The organism is Janthinobacterium sp. LPB2021202312-11-4 (genome assembly GCF_037049705.1).
Classification (GTDB): Bacteria; Pseudomonadota; Gammaproteobacteria; order Pseudomonadales; family Pseudomonadaceae; genus Aquipseudomonas.
Map to the genome: position 1 here is coordinate 1 of NZ_JBAGKV010000023.1, position 15,921 is coordinate 15,921.

The 15,921-nt window shown below is 60.8% G+C and carries 15 protein-coding genes; 7 read left to right on the forward strand and 8 right to left on the reverse strand.

Going from position 1 to position 15,921, the window contains the following annotated elements; translation table 11 throughout:
* The 4 genes from V5E99_RS22210 to V5E99_RS22225 form a co-directional block, all read left to right on the forward strand.
* Positions 1-777 (forward strand): hypothetical protein (locus V5E99_RS22210; RefSeq protein ID WP_499804397.1); only part of this gene is annotated, 777 nt, incomplete at its 5' end.
* 141 nt (positions 778-918) lie between these two features.
* Entirely contained in the window at positions 919-1,482 is a 564-nt protein-coding gene (locus V5E99_RS22215; RefSeq protein WP_499804398.1) for a hypothetical protein, read from the forward strand.
* A gap of 144 nt (positions 1,483-1,626) precedes the next feature.
* Positions 1,627-1,983 (forward strand): hypothetical protein, encoded by a 357-nt coding sequence (locus V5E99_RS22220; RefSeq protein WP_499804399.1) that lies wholly within the window; start codon positions 1,627-1,629, stop codon positions 1,981-1,983.
* Entirely contained in the window at positions 1,973-2,164 is a 192-nt protein-coding gene (locus V5E99_RS22225; protein ID WP_499804400.1) for a hypothetical protein, read from the forward strand. Before V5E99_RS22220 ends, V5E99_RS22225 begins: the two co-directional genes overlap by 11 nt.
* 162 nt (positions 2,165-2,326) lie before the next feature.
* Here V5E99_RS22225 and V5E99_RS22230 read toward each other — a convergent pair whose 3' ends face one another.
* The 8 genes from V5E99_RS22230 to V5E99_RS22265 all read right to left on the reverse strand — a co-directional run bounded on the left by V5E99_RS22230 (position 2,327) and on the right by V5E99_RS22265 (position 11,826).
* A complete protein-coding gene (locus V5E99_RS22230; RefSeq protein ID WP_499804401.1) occupies positions 2,327-3,328 on the reverse strand; it encodes a diguanylate cyclase domain-containing protein in 1,002 nt (333 codons plus the stop codon).
* Between the two features lie 48 nt (positions 3,329-3,376).
* Positions 3,377-4,387, reverse strand: coding sequence for a chemotaxis response regulator protein-glutamate methylesterase (locus V5E99_RS22235; protein ID WP_499804402.1), 1,011 nt, complete (start codon positions 4,385-4,387; stop codon positions 3,377-3,379).
* Complete coding sequence (locus V5E99_RS22240; RefSeq protein WP_499804403.1) at positions 4,384-6,675, reverse strand: hybrid sensor histidine kinase/response regulator; 2,292 nt, start codon at positions 6,673-6,675, stop codon at positions 4,384-4,386. Before V5E99_RS22240 ends, V5E99_RS22235 begins: the two co-directional genes overlap by 4 nt.
* On the reverse strand, positions 6,672-7,355 hold the full coding sequence (locus V5E99_RS22245; protein WP_499804404.1) for a chemotaxis protein CheW: 684 nt from the start codon (positions 7,353-7,355) through the stop codon (positions 6,672-6,674). Before V5E99_RS22245 ends, V5E99_RS22240 begins: the two co-directional genes overlap by 4 nt.
* Positions 7,352-8,623 carry a CheR family methyltransferase gene (locus V5E99_RS22250; protein ID WP_499804405.1) on the reverse strand — a complete coding sequence of 424 codons (1,272 nt, stop codon included), beginning with the start codon at positions 8,621-8,623 and terminating at the stop codon, positions 7,352-7,354. The genes V5E99_RS22245 and V5E99_RS22250 overlap by 4 nt, the downstream gene beginning before the upstream one ends.
* The gene (locus V5E99_RS22255) at positions 8,620-9,156 is read right to left on the reverse strand and encodes a chemotaxis protein CheW (RefSeq protein WP_499804406.1); all 537 of its coding nucleotides are present in this window, start codon (positions 9,154-9,156) and stop codon (positions 8,620-8,622) included. The genes V5E99_RS22250 and V5E99_RS22255 overlap by 4 nt, the downstream gene beginning before the upstream one ends.
* Positions 9,156-10,778, reverse strand: a complete 1,623-nt coding sequence (locus V5E99_RS22260; RefSeq protein WP_499804407.1) for a methyl-accepting chemotaxis protein — start codon at positions 10,776-10,778, stop codon at positions 9,156-9,158. Before V5E99_RS22260 ends, V5E99_RS22255 begins: the two co-directional genes overlap by 1 nt.
* 325 nt (positions 10,779-11,103) lie before the next feature.
* Positions 11,104-11,826 carry a tellurite resistance TerB family protein gene (locus V5E99_RS22265; RefSeq protein WP_499804408.1) on the reverse strand — a complete coding sequence of 241 codons (723 nt, stop codon included), beginning with the start codon at positions 11,824-11,826 and terminating at the stop codon, positions 11,104-11,106.
* 187 nt (positions 11,827-12,013) lie between these two features.
* Between V5E99_RS22265 and V5E99_RS22270 the strand changes: the two genes are divergently transcribed.
* From V5E99_RS22270 to ydcS, 3 genes are all read left to right on the forward strand, one after another.
* The gene (locus V5E99_RS22270; protein WP_169371442.1) at positions 12,014-12,928 is read left to right on the forward strand and encodes a LysR family transcriptional regulator; all 915 of its coding nucleotides are present in this window, start codon (positions 12,014-12,016) and stop codon (positions 12,926-12,928) included.
* 165 nt (positions 12,929-13,093) lie between these two features.
* Entirely contained in the window at positions 13,094-14,518 is a 1,425-nt protein-coding gene (locus V5E99_RS22275) for a gamma-aminobutyraldehyde dehydrogenase (protein WP_499804483.1), read from the forward strand.
* Positions 14,519-14,600: 82 nt separating this feature from the next.
* Complete coding sequence (ydcS, locus tag V5E99_RS22280; RefSeq protein WP_499804409.1) at positions 14,601-15,752, forward strand: putative ABC transporter substrate-binding protein YdcS; 1,152 nt, start codon at positions 14,601-14,603, stop codon at positions 15,750-15,752.
* The last annotated feature ends 169 nt before the right edge of the window (positions 15,753-15,921 follow it).

A 15,921-nucleotide genomic window follows, 5' to 3' on the forward strand; every position in this document is an offset into this window, starting at 1 on the left:
TTGAACTCCAAATGGTTGGAGTATCAAAAAAACGGTGGGTACTTCAGACCTTCCCTAGGGAAATGGATTTTTTTCATTTGTTTTATATTCAGTATTCCAAGTCACTTCGTGATGACTTCAGCAACCACAGAACCATTCTGGGAGCTGACAAAACGCTCAATATTCGAGTACTACTCCTGGTTTCTCGGCGTACCACTCCTATGCTGGGCAATCGGCTCAATAGTCGTAAAACACTTCCCCAGTCTCTGGATAAAAGCCTCCCGAGGCCCCATCTGGGAACTAAACCGTCGCACCGGCCTGGTCACCGTCTTCGACTACAAAAACAACGGTGAATATAAAAAAAACGGCACCATCGGTGAACTCACCGCCCCGTTCTACGAGTTCGACGCCTACATCGCCACGTCCCCAGACAGTCAGGGCATGCCGATGAACGTGCTCTATCTCGCCCATCGCTACCGCAACATCATGATCAACTTCGGCGCCCTGCTCTGCCCCGGCCCCGAGTCTCAACCCGCGTGCGCCCTGTGGGATTTCATCCAGAACTACATGGATGTCAGCCGCCCACTCCCGGACCTGCCCCAATACGAGGAATACCGCCACCTCGATCCGACCACCGCCGAATACGACCGCCTCGTCGGCCGCAACCCGCGCTTCTGGATCGACATGGACGATGCAACGTTTAAACAAGCGGTCAAGGAGATGCATCAACGCGTCGCCAACATTGACACGTTTCGACGGCCAAACTTGATGGCGGCATATGTGACGTATGTCGATTGATCGCAGTGTTGGAGCTTTTCTGGTTAACCCGCCAACGGATCGCACGCCATTTGATAAGTCCTACAAAAAACCAAACTTCGACAGCGTGGGCGAACTTCATTGGACTGACGAATTTACCAATAAATCGCGGAACAGCAACTAATGACTCACGATTCTTATTACGCAGAGACTGCTTATGGAGTTAGCGAAGTACCTCAGCAAGAGCGATCATCTGAACGATCTTGGATTATGCGCTTTGCTAAGATCAGGTTACCTTGGGGCAACACCGATGAAGTATGCCCTATTAGTTTTGTTGAGGATTACTCGCCAAACGATCTTCGACATCAAGAAAAAATCGAAAGAGAGCGCGATGAGCAAATAGCCGCAGGAACCTATTCGTCCAGCCCTTACGAGCTTATTGATTTTCACATGAAGGACGACCACGAGCGCTTTAGGTACGCACTTCTCCCGGCAAGCTCTCATTTCTGGATATACATGTCCGGCGTAGGACGTGTTTTATTTTTTCTATTTTTTATAGTCAGCATTCCTACTTATTTTTTAGGAATCTCAACAGGAAATGAACCTGTATGGGAATCCACCAAAACCATGTTTAACGTTTTCTTTTTCTGGATTCTAGGCCTACCACTCCTATGCTGGGCAATCGGCTCAATAGTCATCAAACACTTCTCCAGTCTCTGGCTAAAACCCTCCCGAGGCCCCATCTAGGAACTCAACCGCCGCACCGGCCTGGTCACCGTCTTCGACTACAAAAACAACGGTGAATATAAAAAGAACGGCACCATCGGTGAACTCACCGCCCCGTTCTACGAGTTCGACGCCTACATCGCCACGTCCCCGGACAGTCAGGGCATGCCGATGAACGTGCTTTACCTCGCCCATCGCTACCGCAACATCATGATCAACTTCGGGGCATTACTCTGCCCCGGCCCCGAGTCTCAACCCGCGTGCGCCCTGTGGGATTTCATCCAGAACTACATGGATGTCAGCCGTCCACTCCCGGACCTGCCCCAATACGAGGAATACCGTCACCTCGACCCCACCACCGCCGAATACGACCGTCTCGTCGGCCGTAATCCGCGTTTCTGGATCGACATGGACGATGCGACGTTCAAGCAGGTGGTCAAGGAGATGCATCAACGCGTCGCCAACATTGACACGTTTCGACGGCCTAATTTGATGGCCGCATATGTAACGTATGTCGATTAATCACCCGCCACCCGACAACGCGGCGCTGCTCACTGATAATCCGCATGTGCCCGCAAGCACCAACGATTACGCAATCATCAACGTGCGCCACAAGAAGTCTGGAGCCATGGCTTCGCGGGTGTCGTTGTACCGGGAAGGCGTCATGAAAGTACGCAAGGAGTTTGATCCGCCATGGCCGTGAGAGTCCGGCGCGAGTCGCCACCGCTGAGCAGCGTGAAACCTGATTGCCGGGTACAACTGAATGAATGCAGGGGGCCGCTTCGCGACCCAACGGGGGCAAGCCCCCTCGTCACAAAAAGCCCCTGACCACCGGGGATGGGCCTGACTGAAGAGCTTTTAGCTGTTACTCAATCCCCACCTGATTACGCCCATTGTTCTTCGCCAGATACAGCCCCTTGTCCGCCGCCGAGATCAGTTGCCGGCAATCACTGCCCTGCTGCGGGGTGATGGTCGACAGGCCGATGCTGATGGTCAGGTTCGAACCTTCGGCCGGGAACACGTGGGGAATCTTCAACCCGGCCACGGTCTGGCGGAGTTTTTCCGCCACCAACCGCGCGCCGCCCGGGGAGGTGTTGGGCAGGACCAGGGCAAATTCTTCGCCGCCGTAACGGGCCGGCAGGTCTGAAGGTCGGGCGCTGGCGTCGCGGATCGCGGTGGCGACTTTGCGCAGGGCTTCGTCGCCTTCGAGGTGGCCGAAGCTGTCGTTGTAGGACTTGAAGTAGTCCACGTCGATCATCAGCAACGACAGTTGAGTCTGGTCCCGCAATGAACGTCGCCACTCCAATTCCAGGTATTCGTCGAAGTGCCGACGGTTCGACAGGCCGGTGAGGCCGTCGGAGTTCATCAGGCGCTGCAAGACCAGGTTGGTATCGAGCAACTGCTGCTGGCTGACCCGCAACGCGCGATACGCGGCGTCCCGTTGCAGCAACGTCATGTAGGAGCGCGAGTGATAGCGGATGCGCGCCACCAGTTCGATGTTGTCCGGCAGCTTGACCAGGTAATCGTTGGCCCCGGCCGCGAACGCCGCGCTTTTGATCAACGGGTCTTCCTTGGTCGACAGGACGATGATCGGAATGTCTTTGGTCGCCGGGTGATTACGGTACTCACGCACCAGGGTCAGCCCGTCCAGGCCGGGCATCACCAGGTCCTGGAGGATCACCGTCGGCTTGATCCGGATCGCCTGGGCAATGGCCTGGTGCGGGTCGGCGCAGAAGTGGAAGTCGATGTTTTCTTCGTTCGACAGACCGCGCCGAACCGCCTCGCCGATCATCGCCTGATCGTCTACCAACAACACCATGGCGGCGTTTTCGTCGGTTTTGAAGTCGTCGAGCTGTAAGTCATTCATGTGCGGTCACCTGAGTACTGCCGGGGCCAGGATTGCTGTGAAAAGAGTTCATTTAGGGAAAATCTCCAGCAATCGTGGCGCTATCTTGTCCAGTGGGCGAATTTCCACGGCGGCGTCGATGGCCGCAGCCGCTTTCGGCATGCCGTACACCGCACTGCTGTTCTGGTCCTGAGCGATGGTCAGGTAACCCTGTTGGCGCATGAGTTTAAGCCCCTGCGCGCCATCGCGCCCCATACCGGTCAGCAAAACGCCCACGGCGTCGCCGTTCCAGTAGCTGGCCACACTCTCGAAAAACACATCGATCGAGGGCCGGTAGATCTCGTTGACCGGTTCGGCGGTGTACGCCAGCGTCCCGTTTTTCAACAAGCGAATATGGTGGTTGGTGCCGGCCAGCAACACCGTGCCGGCCTGGGGCGGCTCGCCTTCCTGGGCCAGGCGCACGTTGAGGCCGCTGGCGCTGCTGAGCCATTCGGCCATGCCGGCGGCGAACACCTGGTCAACGTGTTGCACCAGCACAATGGCCGCCGAAAAATCCTGCGGCAAGCCCTTGAGCAACACTTCCAGCGCCGCCGGCCCGCCCGCAGAGGAACCGATAGCGACCAGTTTTTGCCGGGAGCCCGAATTGCGCGCCGGACTCGGCGCCGCGCGCACCCGGTTGCCCTTGTCGCCGATCAGCCAACCGATGTTGAGAATCTTGCGCAGCAACGGCGCCGCCGCCTCTGCCGGATTGCCGGCCCCGATCGCCGGTGTATCGACCACGTCCAGCGCACCGTGGCCCATGGCTTCGAACACCCGGTGCACGTTCTGCTGACGGTCGACGGTGACGATCACGATAGCGCACGGGGTTTCGGCCATGATCCGCCGGGTCGCCTCCACGCCATCCATCACCGGCATGATCAGGTCCATCAGGATCAGGTCCGGGGTGTTCTCGGCGCACAGTTGCACCGCCTCGGCGCCATTGTTGGCGACCCAGATCACCTGATGCGCCGGCTCGAATGCCAGGGCGCGGCGCAGGGCCTCCACGGCCATAGGCATGTCGTTGACGATAGCGATTTTCATGCCCGTGCTCCTCCGATGAGCTCAACCACTGCATCAAGCAGGGCATCGTCATGAAAACTGGCTTTGGCTAGATAATAGTCGGCTCCGGCGTCCAGTCCACGACGACGGTCTTCTTCGCGATCCTTGTAGGACACCACCATAACCGGCAGCGATTGCAAACGGTTGTCCCGGCGCAATAAAGACACCAGTTCGATGCCGTCCATGCGCGGCATGTCGATGTCGGTGATCAACAGGTCGAAATCCTCCGAACGCAAGGCGTTCCAGCCATCCATGCCGTCCACCGCCACCGCCACGTCGTAACCGCGATTGAGCAGCAGCTTGCGCTGCAACTCGCGCACGGTCAGGGAATCGTCCACCACCAGAATCCGCTTGCGCGCCACTTCGGCGGCCTGGTTGCTGTGCCGGGCAATACGCTCCAGACGCCCGGTGTTGAGCAATTTGTCCACCGAACGCAGCATGTCTTCGACGTCGACGATCAACACCACCGAACCGTCGTCGAGCAACGCCCCGGCGGAAATATCCTGAATCTTGCCCAGCCGCTCATCCAGCGGCAAGACAACCAGCGTGCGCTCGCCGATAAAGCGTTCGACCGCCACGCCGTAGATCGCGTCACGCTCGCGAATCACCACGACTTTAAGGGTTTGCTGGCTTCCCTGACTCACCGGGCGCTGCAACAACTGGCTGGCCGCCACTAGCCCGACGTGCCGGCCCTCGTGCCAGAAATGCTGGCGACCTTCGAGCTGGACGATGTCCTCGGGCTCCAGGTCGCACATGCGCTCGATGTGGGCCAGCGGGAAAGCGTAGGCCTCGTCGCCGACTTCCACCACCAGGCTGCGCACCACCGACAGGGTCAGCGGCACTTCCAGATGAAAGCGACTGCCCTCACCCGCCGTCTGCTCCAGCACCACTGCGCCGCGCAACTGCCGGACCATGTGCTGAACCGCGTCGAGGCCCACGCCACGCCCGGAGACCTCGGTGACCTTGTCCCGCAAGCTGAAACCCGGCAGGAACAGGAACGTCAGCAACTCTTCTTCGCTCAACTGCGCCGCCGTTTCCGCTGGGGATAACTGCCGCTCGATGATGCTGCGGCGGACCTTCTCCAGATCGACGCCGTTGCCGTCATCACTCAGTTCCAGCACCAGCAGACCGGCCTGGTGGGACGCGCGCAGACGGATCAGACCTTCCGCCGGTTTGCCGGCCAATAGCCGTTGTTCCGGGGTTTCGATGCCGTGGTCCACGGCGTTGCGCAGCAGATGCGTCAACGGCGCTTCGAGTTTTTCCAGGACGTCGCGATCCACCTGGGTCTTCTCGCCTTCGATCTCCAGACGCACCTGTTTGCCCAAGTCGCGACCGAGGTCGCGGACCATCCGCACTTGCCCGGTCAGCACGTCGGCAAATGGCCGCATGCGACAGGCCAGGGCCGTGTCGTACAACACCTGTGCGCGCTGACTGGCGTGCCAGGCGAATTCATCCAGTTCGGCGTTTTTTTCCACCAGCAGTTGCTGGGATTCGGCCAACAATCGACGGGCATCGTCCAGCGCTTCCTGGGCTTCCAGGCTCAAGGCATGGTCCTTGAGGTGGACGTTGAGGTTTTCCAGGGCGCGCAGGCCGTTGCTCTGGGTGCGTTTGAGGCGCTGCATGGTGGCCAGGTGCGGCTTGAGCCGCAGGGTTTCCACCAGGGATTTGCTCGACAGGTCGAGCAGGCTGTTCAGTCGTTCGGCGGTGACCCGCAGCACCCGCTCGCCGTTTTCGGTGGTGCGTTTGGTCTTGCGCGGCGGTTCGACAGGCGCGACGGTTACCGGTTCGACGACCGGGACCGGCACCTCGACTGTTGGCGGCTCAAGTTGAAGTTCGGCCATGAACGGCGCGATGGGCGTACTGATCGGTGGCGCGAGCGCCATCGGATCGAGCAAGCGCCCCATCAATGCAACATAAGCGTCGATCTCGACAGCCGACGGTGCATTGCTCGGCGTCGCGATACGCATCAACAGGTCAGTGCCCTGCAACAACGCATCGATGTGCTCGGGCCGCAGATAAAGCCGCCCTTCCTGAGCGCTGACCAGGCAATCCTCCATCACATGGGACACGCTGACCCCGGCATCCACACCGACAATCCGCGCCGCGCCCTTGAGCGAGTGCGCCGCGCGCATGCACGATTCCAGGTGATCGGCCTGGGTCGGGTCGCGTTCAAGGGCCAACAGGCCGGCGCTCAGCACTTGGGTCTGGGCCTCGGCTTCGAGGCTGAACAGCTCCAGCAAAGAGGCGTCGCGCATTTGCTCGGGGGTCATGTGAGGCTCCGGGTCACGGCGGACAGCAGCTGTTCTTCATCCAGCCAACGCAGGCTCCGACCTTTGAATGGCAACACGCCCCGGGTGTATTTGGCGCTGGCCTGGGCACCAGACTGTGACGCGGCATCGAGGAGGCGTTGGTCGATGGCGTGAATCCCGTCCACCTCGTCCACCGGAACCACCACCGGACCGCCCCGGGCGGCGATGATCAACATGCGCGGCATCACCCGCGCCCCGGTGGCCACGTTGTTGGTGGCATCGAGGCCGAGCAATTCCACCAGCGACAGGCACGCCACCAGAGCGCCGCGCACATTCGCCACGCCGAGCAAGGCCCGGGAGCGCTGGTGCGGCAAGGAATGAATGGTTTGCAGCGGAGCCACTTCCACCAGGCTGCGAGTGGCCAGGCCCAGCCATTCTTCGCCAAGACGAAACATCAGCAACGAACGGGTTTTGACGTCGGCCTCGACCACTGCCGAGACTTGCCCGCGATCTTCCTGCTGCAAGGCATAGCGGTCGAGCAAACGGGTGGCGGCGGCCGAATACACCGCGCAATTACGGCAGTGAATGTGCTCGCTCAGCAGCGGGCAGGACTTGTCGCCGTGGATACCGATGCGGTTCCAGCAGTCGTCGATGGCCTGGGCATCTTCATGGGTGACGCTCAAAGTGTCGGAGGCGTTCATCGTTTACGCTCACTGTCGGCGGCGCGCTCGCTGCGGGCGGCGCGTTCCTGCAATCGTCTGGCGCCCGCCGTGTCGCCCTGGGATTGCAGCAACGCGGCCAGGTGCATCAACGCGTCGGGGTGTTGCGGTTCGAGGTACAACGCCTTGCGATAAAAGCCCTGGGCCTCAAGCGCGCTGCCGGCGACATCGCTGAGCAGCCCCAGCCAATAAAACACCTGGGCCACCGGTTCATGGCTGCGCAAATAACTGTCGCACGCGGCCCGGGCTTCGGCACTTTTACCTTCGTTGGCCAACGCGGCGATGTTCGCCAGCAATTTCGCGGCGTCGGGGTTGGCCGATTTAAGGGTTGTGGGCAGCGGCGCGACGCTGGCAAACGGGCGACTGCGCACCGGTGGCGGGGTCACGCTGCGCACCGGTTGGCGCACCGGCAGCGGCGTCGGGACGAAGGTCGGAAATGGCTCGGGCTCCGGCGCACTTTGACGGCTGAACGCAAATGACTGCGGGATGCCGATCGAGCGCATGCCGAAACGCCCGAGCAAACTGCCCTCGGCCGGGCCGATGAACAGCACGCCATCGACGTGGGTCAGGCGCTTGAGCACTTCGAAGACTTGTTGCTGGGTCGGCTGGTCGAAATAGATCAGCAGGTTGCGACAGAACACAAAATCATAGGGCGCCTCACCGGCCAGCAAGGCCGGGTCCAGCAGGTTGCCGACCTGCAAACGCACCTGTTCCAGCACCCGTTCGCTGAGTCGATAGCCTTCGTCTTCGGCGCTGAAATGCCGTTCACGAAACGCGATGTCCTGACCGCGAAAGGAGTTCTTGCCATACACCGCACGCTTGGCTTTTTCTACCGAGAGCGGACTGACATCCATGCCGTCGACCTTGAACTGGTGCGGTTTTAGCCCCGCATCCAGCAACGCCATGGCGATGGAATAGGGTTCTTCGCCAGTGGAACACGGCAAGCTGAGAATCCGCAGAGCGCGCATGTTATTGATGTCGGCCAGGCGTTTGGCCGCCAGTTTAGCCAAGGTAGCGAAGGATTCCGGGTAACGGAAAAACCAGGTTTCCGGGACGATCACCCCTTCGATCAGTGCCTGCTGCTCGTCTCTCGAGCCTTGCAGTGTGTGCCAGTACTCATCGGCCGAAAGTGCAGCGGAGGCTGTCATGCGCTGACGCACCGCGCGCTCGATAATCGCCGGCCCCACGGACGCGACGTCGAGGCCGATGCGATCCTTGAGGAAATCGAAAAACCGCTGATCGCTGCTCATGGCCGCTCCTCAAGCAGCGTCAGGTCCAGGGGTTGCGCGGGGAACAGCAGCGCCCGCACTTGATCGTCGAGCAGATCGGCGACCCGCACCCATTGCAGCAAACCTTGGGCATCCTTGCGCACCGGACCGAGGTACGGTGCCTGGGGGTTGTCCAGGCCATAAGGCTGAAAATCCTCCGGGTTGCAGCGCAGGGTATCGGTGGCCTGTTCCAGGATCAGCCCGAGCAACTGCGCGGGCGCCGCCTCGTTCGGGCGATAGTGCACCAGCACCAGCCGCGTACTGGTGCGGGCCTGGGCCGGCTGGCCGAAGGTCAGCGCACTGAGGTCGATCACCGGCACCACCGCGCCGCGATAGGCGAACACGCCGGCCACCCAGGCCGGCGCCCGGGCGATCGGCTTCAAGGGCAGGCGCGGCAGCACTTCCGCCACTTCGATGGCTTGCAGGGCGTAACGTTCGTTGCCGATGCGAAACACCAGGTAAAGCGCGTGCTTGGCCGGTGTCACGGCGGTGCGCTTGGCCGCGAGGTCGCTCATCAGACTTTGAATCGCGAGACGCCGCCACGCAGCCCGACGGCCACCTGGCTCAGTTCGTCGATGGCGAAACTGGCCTGGCGCAGGGATTCGACGGTCTGGCTGCTGGCATCGCCCAATTGCACCAGCGCATGGTTGATCTGTTCGGCGCCAGTGGCCTGGGCCTGCATGCCTTCGTTGACCATCAACACCCGTGGCGCCAAGGCCTGGACCTGATGAATGATCTGCGACAGTTGCTCACCGACCTGCTGCACTTCGGACATGCCGCGACGCACTTCTTCGGAGAACTTGTCCATGCCCATGACCCCCGCCGACACCGCCGACTGGATCTCGCGCACCATCTGTTCGATGTCATAAGTCGCGACGGCGGTCTGATCCGCCAGACGTCGTACTTCGGTTGCGACCACGGCAAACCCGCGACCGTACTCACCGGCCTTCTCGGCCTCAATCGCGGCGTTGAGCGACAGCAGGTTGGTCTGGTCGGCTACCTTGACGATAGTCACCACCACTTGGTTGATGTTGCCGGCCTTCTCGTTGAGGATCGCCAGTTTGGCGTTGACCAGATCGGCCGCGCCCATCACCGAGTGCATGGTCTCTTCCATGCGCGCCAGGCCTTGCTGCCCGGAACCGGCCAGCACCGAAGCCTGATCGGCGGCGGTGGAGACTTCGGTCATGGTGCGCACCAGGTCACGGGACGTGGCAGCGATTTCACGGGACGTCGCACCGATTTCGGTGGTGGTGGCGGCGGTTTCAGTGGCGGTGGCTTGTTGTTGCTTGGAGGTGGCGGCGATTTCGGTGACCGACGTAGTGACCTGTACCGAGGAGCGTTGCGCCTGGGATACCAGCGCCGTCAGCTCGGTCATCATGTCGTTGAAGCCGGTTTCCACGGCACCGAATTCGTCTTTGCGGTCCAGGTTCAAGCGACCGCTGAGATCACCGGTGCGCATGATTTCAAGGATCTGCACGATGCGATTCATCGGTGCCATGATCGCCCGCATCAGCAGCAAACCGCAGAAGCCGGCGGCCAACACCGCGATCAACAGGGAAACGCCCATGCTGACTTTCGCCGCCGTCACGGCGTCGCCGATGGCCAGGGTGGAGTTCTGGGCCAGGTCGCGATTGCGTTCGATTATTTCGTTGAGCTGTGCGCGACCCCGTTCCCAGGCAGGCCCCAGGTCTTGCAGTAACAACAGGCGGGCCTGTTCGAACTCTTTACGCTGATAAAGATCGAGAACCTTGCTCATTACCTGGTTGTAGGCTTGATGACGGGCTTCAAACTCGTCAAATGATTGCTGATCGACCGAATCGAAAATGGTGGTGCGGTAATTGGCCATTTCGTCGTCCAAGTGCTTTTCGAAGCCCTTGTAAGCCGCCAATTGTTCCGGGGTGATGTCTTGATGCGCGGACAGCCCGACGATTTTCTGCGTCAGGACATAACCGTCGACCCAGGCACTGCGAATCATCGAACTGAAATACACCCCTGGCACAGCGTCAGTGCGAACCTTTTCCTCGCTGGATTCGACCTTCAGCAGGCGTGAATACGAGACGACAACCATCAGCAACATGATGGCGATAATGACCGCAAAGCTCGCCAAGATGCGTTGGCGCAACGTCCAGTTCTTCACAGTATGTCCTCGGGGCCATTTTCAAATGCTGGGGAGTATAGCTGAGGGCGGTGTTTCATTTATAAGACGGATGCTCGCCACCCAACATCCAGCGGTAAATAACCCGGATGGGCTCTGGGAAGGGACTTTCCGCTAGATGTGGGGCGGGTTGCCAGTGGTGATTTGGCAGAAAGGGACGGTGGATTGGTCATTGGGAAGATGTGGCGGAGCGAATGACGCCTTCGCGGGCAAGCCTCGCTCCTGCGGGATTTGAATTGATCTCCGATTCGGTGAACGACATTAATCCTGTAGGAGCGAGGCTTGCCCGCGAAGGCGATCGAAGGGATTACACCGAAGCCTGGCGCACCTGCTTCTCCAATTCAGCCTTCAAACCCGGCTCAAGCTTGAGCTGGCGCGCCAGTTCATCGAGGTAGGCCTTCTCCATGAAGTTCTCCTCGTCCACCAGCATCACGCTGGCGATGTACATCTCGGCGGCCATTTCCGGGGTGCTGGCGGCGCGGGCGACATCGGTCGGGTCCAGGGGTTTGTTGAGTTCGGCGTGCAGCCATTGCTGCAACTCCCGGTCGTTATCGAGCTTGGTGAATTCGCCCTCGATCAACGCACGCTCACGCTCATCGACATGCCCGTCAGCCTTGGCTGCCGCCACCAAGGCCTTGAGAATCGCCTGGCTGTGTTGTTCAACCTGCGCCGCCGGCAAGCGGTCGATGGTTTGCGGTTCGTGCTTCGGCGCCGTGCCCTGCTGGGCCTGCCAGTTGCCGTAAGCCTTGTAGGCAATCACGCCCAGCGCCGCGAGGCCGCCGTAGGTCAGCACTTTGCCGCCGACACTGCGGCCCTTCTTGCTCCCCAGCAACAGGCCCATCGCGCCGGCCGCCAGAGCACCGCCGCCGGCGCCCGAGAGCAAGCCACCGAGGCCGCCCGAGCCGCCACTGCCGCCGAGCAAGCCACCCAACCCACCGCCGGAAGCCTTGTTCTGATGGCTACCAGTCTTGTTCTGCAACAAGTCCTGACCGGACTTGAGTAGCTGATCGAGCAAACCACGGGTGTTCATTTACTGCCTCCACGCATTCGGGGTAACCGGGTCATTAAGGCCACCAGCCTAGTTCGAAAGTGCCCGGCGCCTGCTCGCGAGAGTGCTTCCAGATGTTGCTCGCCGTTTGGAGCCCGGCACGGCCCCTCAGAAAAAAAGATATACACTCGAACAAATCTATAAAAACCGCCCACCGGGTACTTTCCCCATGATGACCTTGCGTCAGATCCGTCATTTCATCGCCGTGGCCGAGACCGGTTCGATCTCCGCCGCCGCGCAAACCGCGTTCATTTCCCAATCGACCCTGACCCTGGCCATCCAGCAACTGGAGCAGGAAATCGGCGTCAGCCTGTTCAACCGACACGCCAAGGGCATGACGCTTACGCATCAGGGCCACCAATTCCTGCGCCAGGCGCACCTGATTCTGGCGACGGTGGACAACGCCAAACGCAGCCTCCAGCAAAGCACCGATCAAGTCGCCGGGCAGTTGATCGTCGGTGTAACCAGTCTCGTCGCCGGTTATTACCTGGCGGATTTGCTCACCCGTTTTCAGCGCGCCTACCCCAACGTCGAAATCCGCGTGATGGAGGACGAGCGCCCGTACATCGAGCATTTGCTGGTCAGCGGCGAGATCGATGTCGGCGTGCTGATCCTCTCCAACCTTGAAGACCGCCACGCCTTGCAAACCGAAGTGCTGACCCATTCGCCCCATCGTTTGTGGCTGCCGGCCCAGCACCCGCTGCTGGAACACGACAGCATCAACCTCGCTGACGTGACCCGCGAGCCGTTGATTCAACTGAACGTCGATGAAATGGACCGCAACGCCCAGCGCATGTGGTCGGCGGCGTCGCTGCAACCGCGCATCACGCTGAGAACCGCGTCGACGGAAGCCGTACGAAGTCTTGTTGCGGCCGGATTGGGCGTGTCGATCCAGCCCGACATGACCTATCGCCCCTGGTCATTGGAGGGCGACATCATCGAAGCGCGACCGATTGCCGACCTCAGCCAGACCCTCGACGTCGGCCTGGCCTGGCGCCGTGGCACCGCCCGGCCGGCGCTGGTGGACCCGTTCCTGACCGTCGCCCGCGAGCAGCCCCACGGCGGACGCAAGCCATCTATTTAATCGAACGCCACCTTCAGTATTTAGTATTTGTCGACCTCGGGCCTGCGCACTAGTCTTGTTACATCTATATAAGACGGCCGGGCCCCTGTCACTGGGAGCACCATGGCCACACAAGAAAAGAGAACCCGAAAAATGGCTGGCGCGCAGACTCCGTTGTTCACCGCGTTGTTGATCGATGGCGAATTGGTCGCGGGCCAGGGCTTTGTCGAACCGATCCTCAACCCCGCCACCGGTGAAGTGCTGACCCACATCGCCGAAGCCAGCACCGAGCAAGTCGAAGCCGCGATTCTCGCCGCCCACCACGCCTTCGCCAGTTGGTCACGAACCACGCCGCAGCAACGCTCCAACCTGTTGCTGGAGATCGCCAACGCCATCGAAAAAAACGCCGACCTGCTCGCCCGCCTCGAATCCCTGAACTGCGGCAAGCCGTTGCACCTGGCCCGTCAGGACGATTTGAGCGCCACGGTTGATGTGTTCCGCTTCTTCGCCGGCGCCGTGCGTTGCCAGACAGGCCAACTCAGCGGTGAATACCTGCCGGGCTACACCAGCATGGTCCGCCGCGATCCGATTGGCGTCGTCGCCTCCATCGCACCGTGGAACTACCCGATCATGATGGCCGCGTGGAAAATCGCCCCGGCCCTGGCCGCCGGCAACACCCTGGTGTTCAAACCGTCCGAACACACGCCGCTTTCGATTCTGGCCCTGGCGCCCGCGCTGGCCGAAATCCTGCCACGCGGGGTGATCAACATCATCTGCGGTGGCGGCGAAGGCGTTGGCAGTCATTTGGTCAGTCACCCGAAAATCCGCATGGTCTCGCTGACCGGCGATATCGTCACCGGGCAAAAAATCCTTCAGGCCGCCGCGAAAACCCTCAAGCGCACGCACCTCGAACTCGGCGGCAAAGCCCCGGTGATCGTCTGCAATGACGCGGACATTCAGTCCGTGGTCGAAGGCGTGCGCACTTACGGCTATTACAACGCCGGTCAGGACTGCACGGCGGCGTGCCGGATTTATGCACAGGCCGGGATTCACGACCGCTTGGTGGCAGAACTCGGCGCGGCGGTCAGCAGCCTGCGCTTCGCCGGCAAACGCGACGCCGACAACGAGATCGGCCCACTGATCAGCACCCGCCAGCGCGACCGCGTGGCCAGTTTTGTCGAACGCGCCCTCGGTCAGCCGCACATCGAACGCGTCACCGGCGCCGCCGTGCATTCGGGCGCCGGTTTCTATTACCAGCCGACCTTGCTCGCCGGTTGCAAGCAGAGCGACGAAATCGTCCAGCGCGAAGTGTTCGGGCCGGTGGTCACCGTGACCCGCTTCGATGAACTGTCACAAGCGGTGGACTGGGCCAACGACTCGGAATACGGCCTCGCCTCGTCGGTCTGGACCCAGAACCTCGACAAAGCCATGCAGGTGGCGGCGCGCTTGCAGTACGGCTGCACCTGGATCAACAGCCATTTCATGCTGGTCAGCGAAATGCCCCATGGCGGCCTGAAGCGCTCGGGCTACGGCAAAGACTTATCCAGCGATTCGCTTCAGGACTACAGCGTGGTGCGGCACATCATGGCCCGCCACGGCCAGCATCTCTGACTACGCTAATAACAAGCCGCTAACGGCATGCTTCACCACGTTCACAACTGCCCCGACCATAATTAAAGAAGAGGGAAACCCCATGTTCGTGCACAAGACCGCACTGCTCAGTGCAATCACCACCGCGCTGCTGGCCAGTGCCAGTATCCAGGCCGCCGAACCGCTGAAAGCCGTCGGTGCCGGCGAAGGTCAGTTGGATATCGTCGCCTGGCCGGGCTACATCGAACGTGGCGAGAGCGACAAGGCCTACGACTGGGTCACCGGTTTCGAGAAGGAAACCGGCTGCAAGGTCAATGTGAAAACCGCCGCCACCTCCGATGAAATGGTCAGCCTGATGGCCAAGGGCGGTTACGACCTGGTGACCGCGTCCGGCGATGCGTCGCTGCGTTTGATCGTCGGCAAACGTGTGCAACCGATCAACACCGCGTTGATCCCGAACTGGAAAGGCCTCGACCCGCGCCTCAAAGATGCGCCGTGGTACGTGGTCAACAAGCAGACTTACGGCACCCCATACCAGTGGGGCCCGAACGTGCTGATGTACAACACCAACGTGTTCAAAACCGCGCCGACCAGTTGGAACGTGGTGTTTGACGCGCAAAACCTGCCGGACGGCAAGCCGAACAAGGGCCGCGTGCAGGCCTATGACGGCCCGATCTACATCGCCGACGCCGCGCTGTACCTGAAAACCACCAAGCCGGAACTGGGTATCCAGAGCCCGTACGAGCTGACCGAAACCCAGTACAAAGCCGTGCTCGATATGCTGCGCGCCCAGCAACCGTTGATCCATCGCTACTGGCACGACACCACCGTGCAGATGAGTGACTTCAAAAACGAAGGCGTGGTGGCGTCCAGTGCCTGGCCGTATCAGGTCAACGGCCTGATGAACGAGAAGCAGCCGATCGCGTCGACCATCCCGAAAGAAGGCGCCACCGGGTGGGCCGACACCACGATGCTGCACGCCGAGGCCAAGCACCCGAACTGCGCCTACAAGTGGATGGATTGGTCGCTGCAACCGAAGGTCCAGGGTGACGTCGCGGCGTGGTTCGGCTCGTTGCCAGCGGTGCCGGCGGCGTGCACTGGCAGTGAATTGCTCGGCGCCGAGGGTTGCAAGACCAACGGTTTCGACCAGTTCGAGAAAATCGCCTTCTGGAAAACCCCGCAGGCTGAAGGTGGCAAGTTCGTGCCGTACAGCCGCTGGACCCAGGATTACATCGCAATCATGGGCGGTCGTTAAGCCTTCTTAAGATCAAAAGATCGCAGCCTGCGGCAGCTCCTACGCCGACCGCAGGCACCGCCGATCTCGCGCCTTCTGCAAATCCCGTAGGCGCTGCCGAAGGCTGCGATCTTTTCACAGCACACTCGATTCGTTTTGTAGAAAGCGCGCCTTTTTGGAGCACCGCACC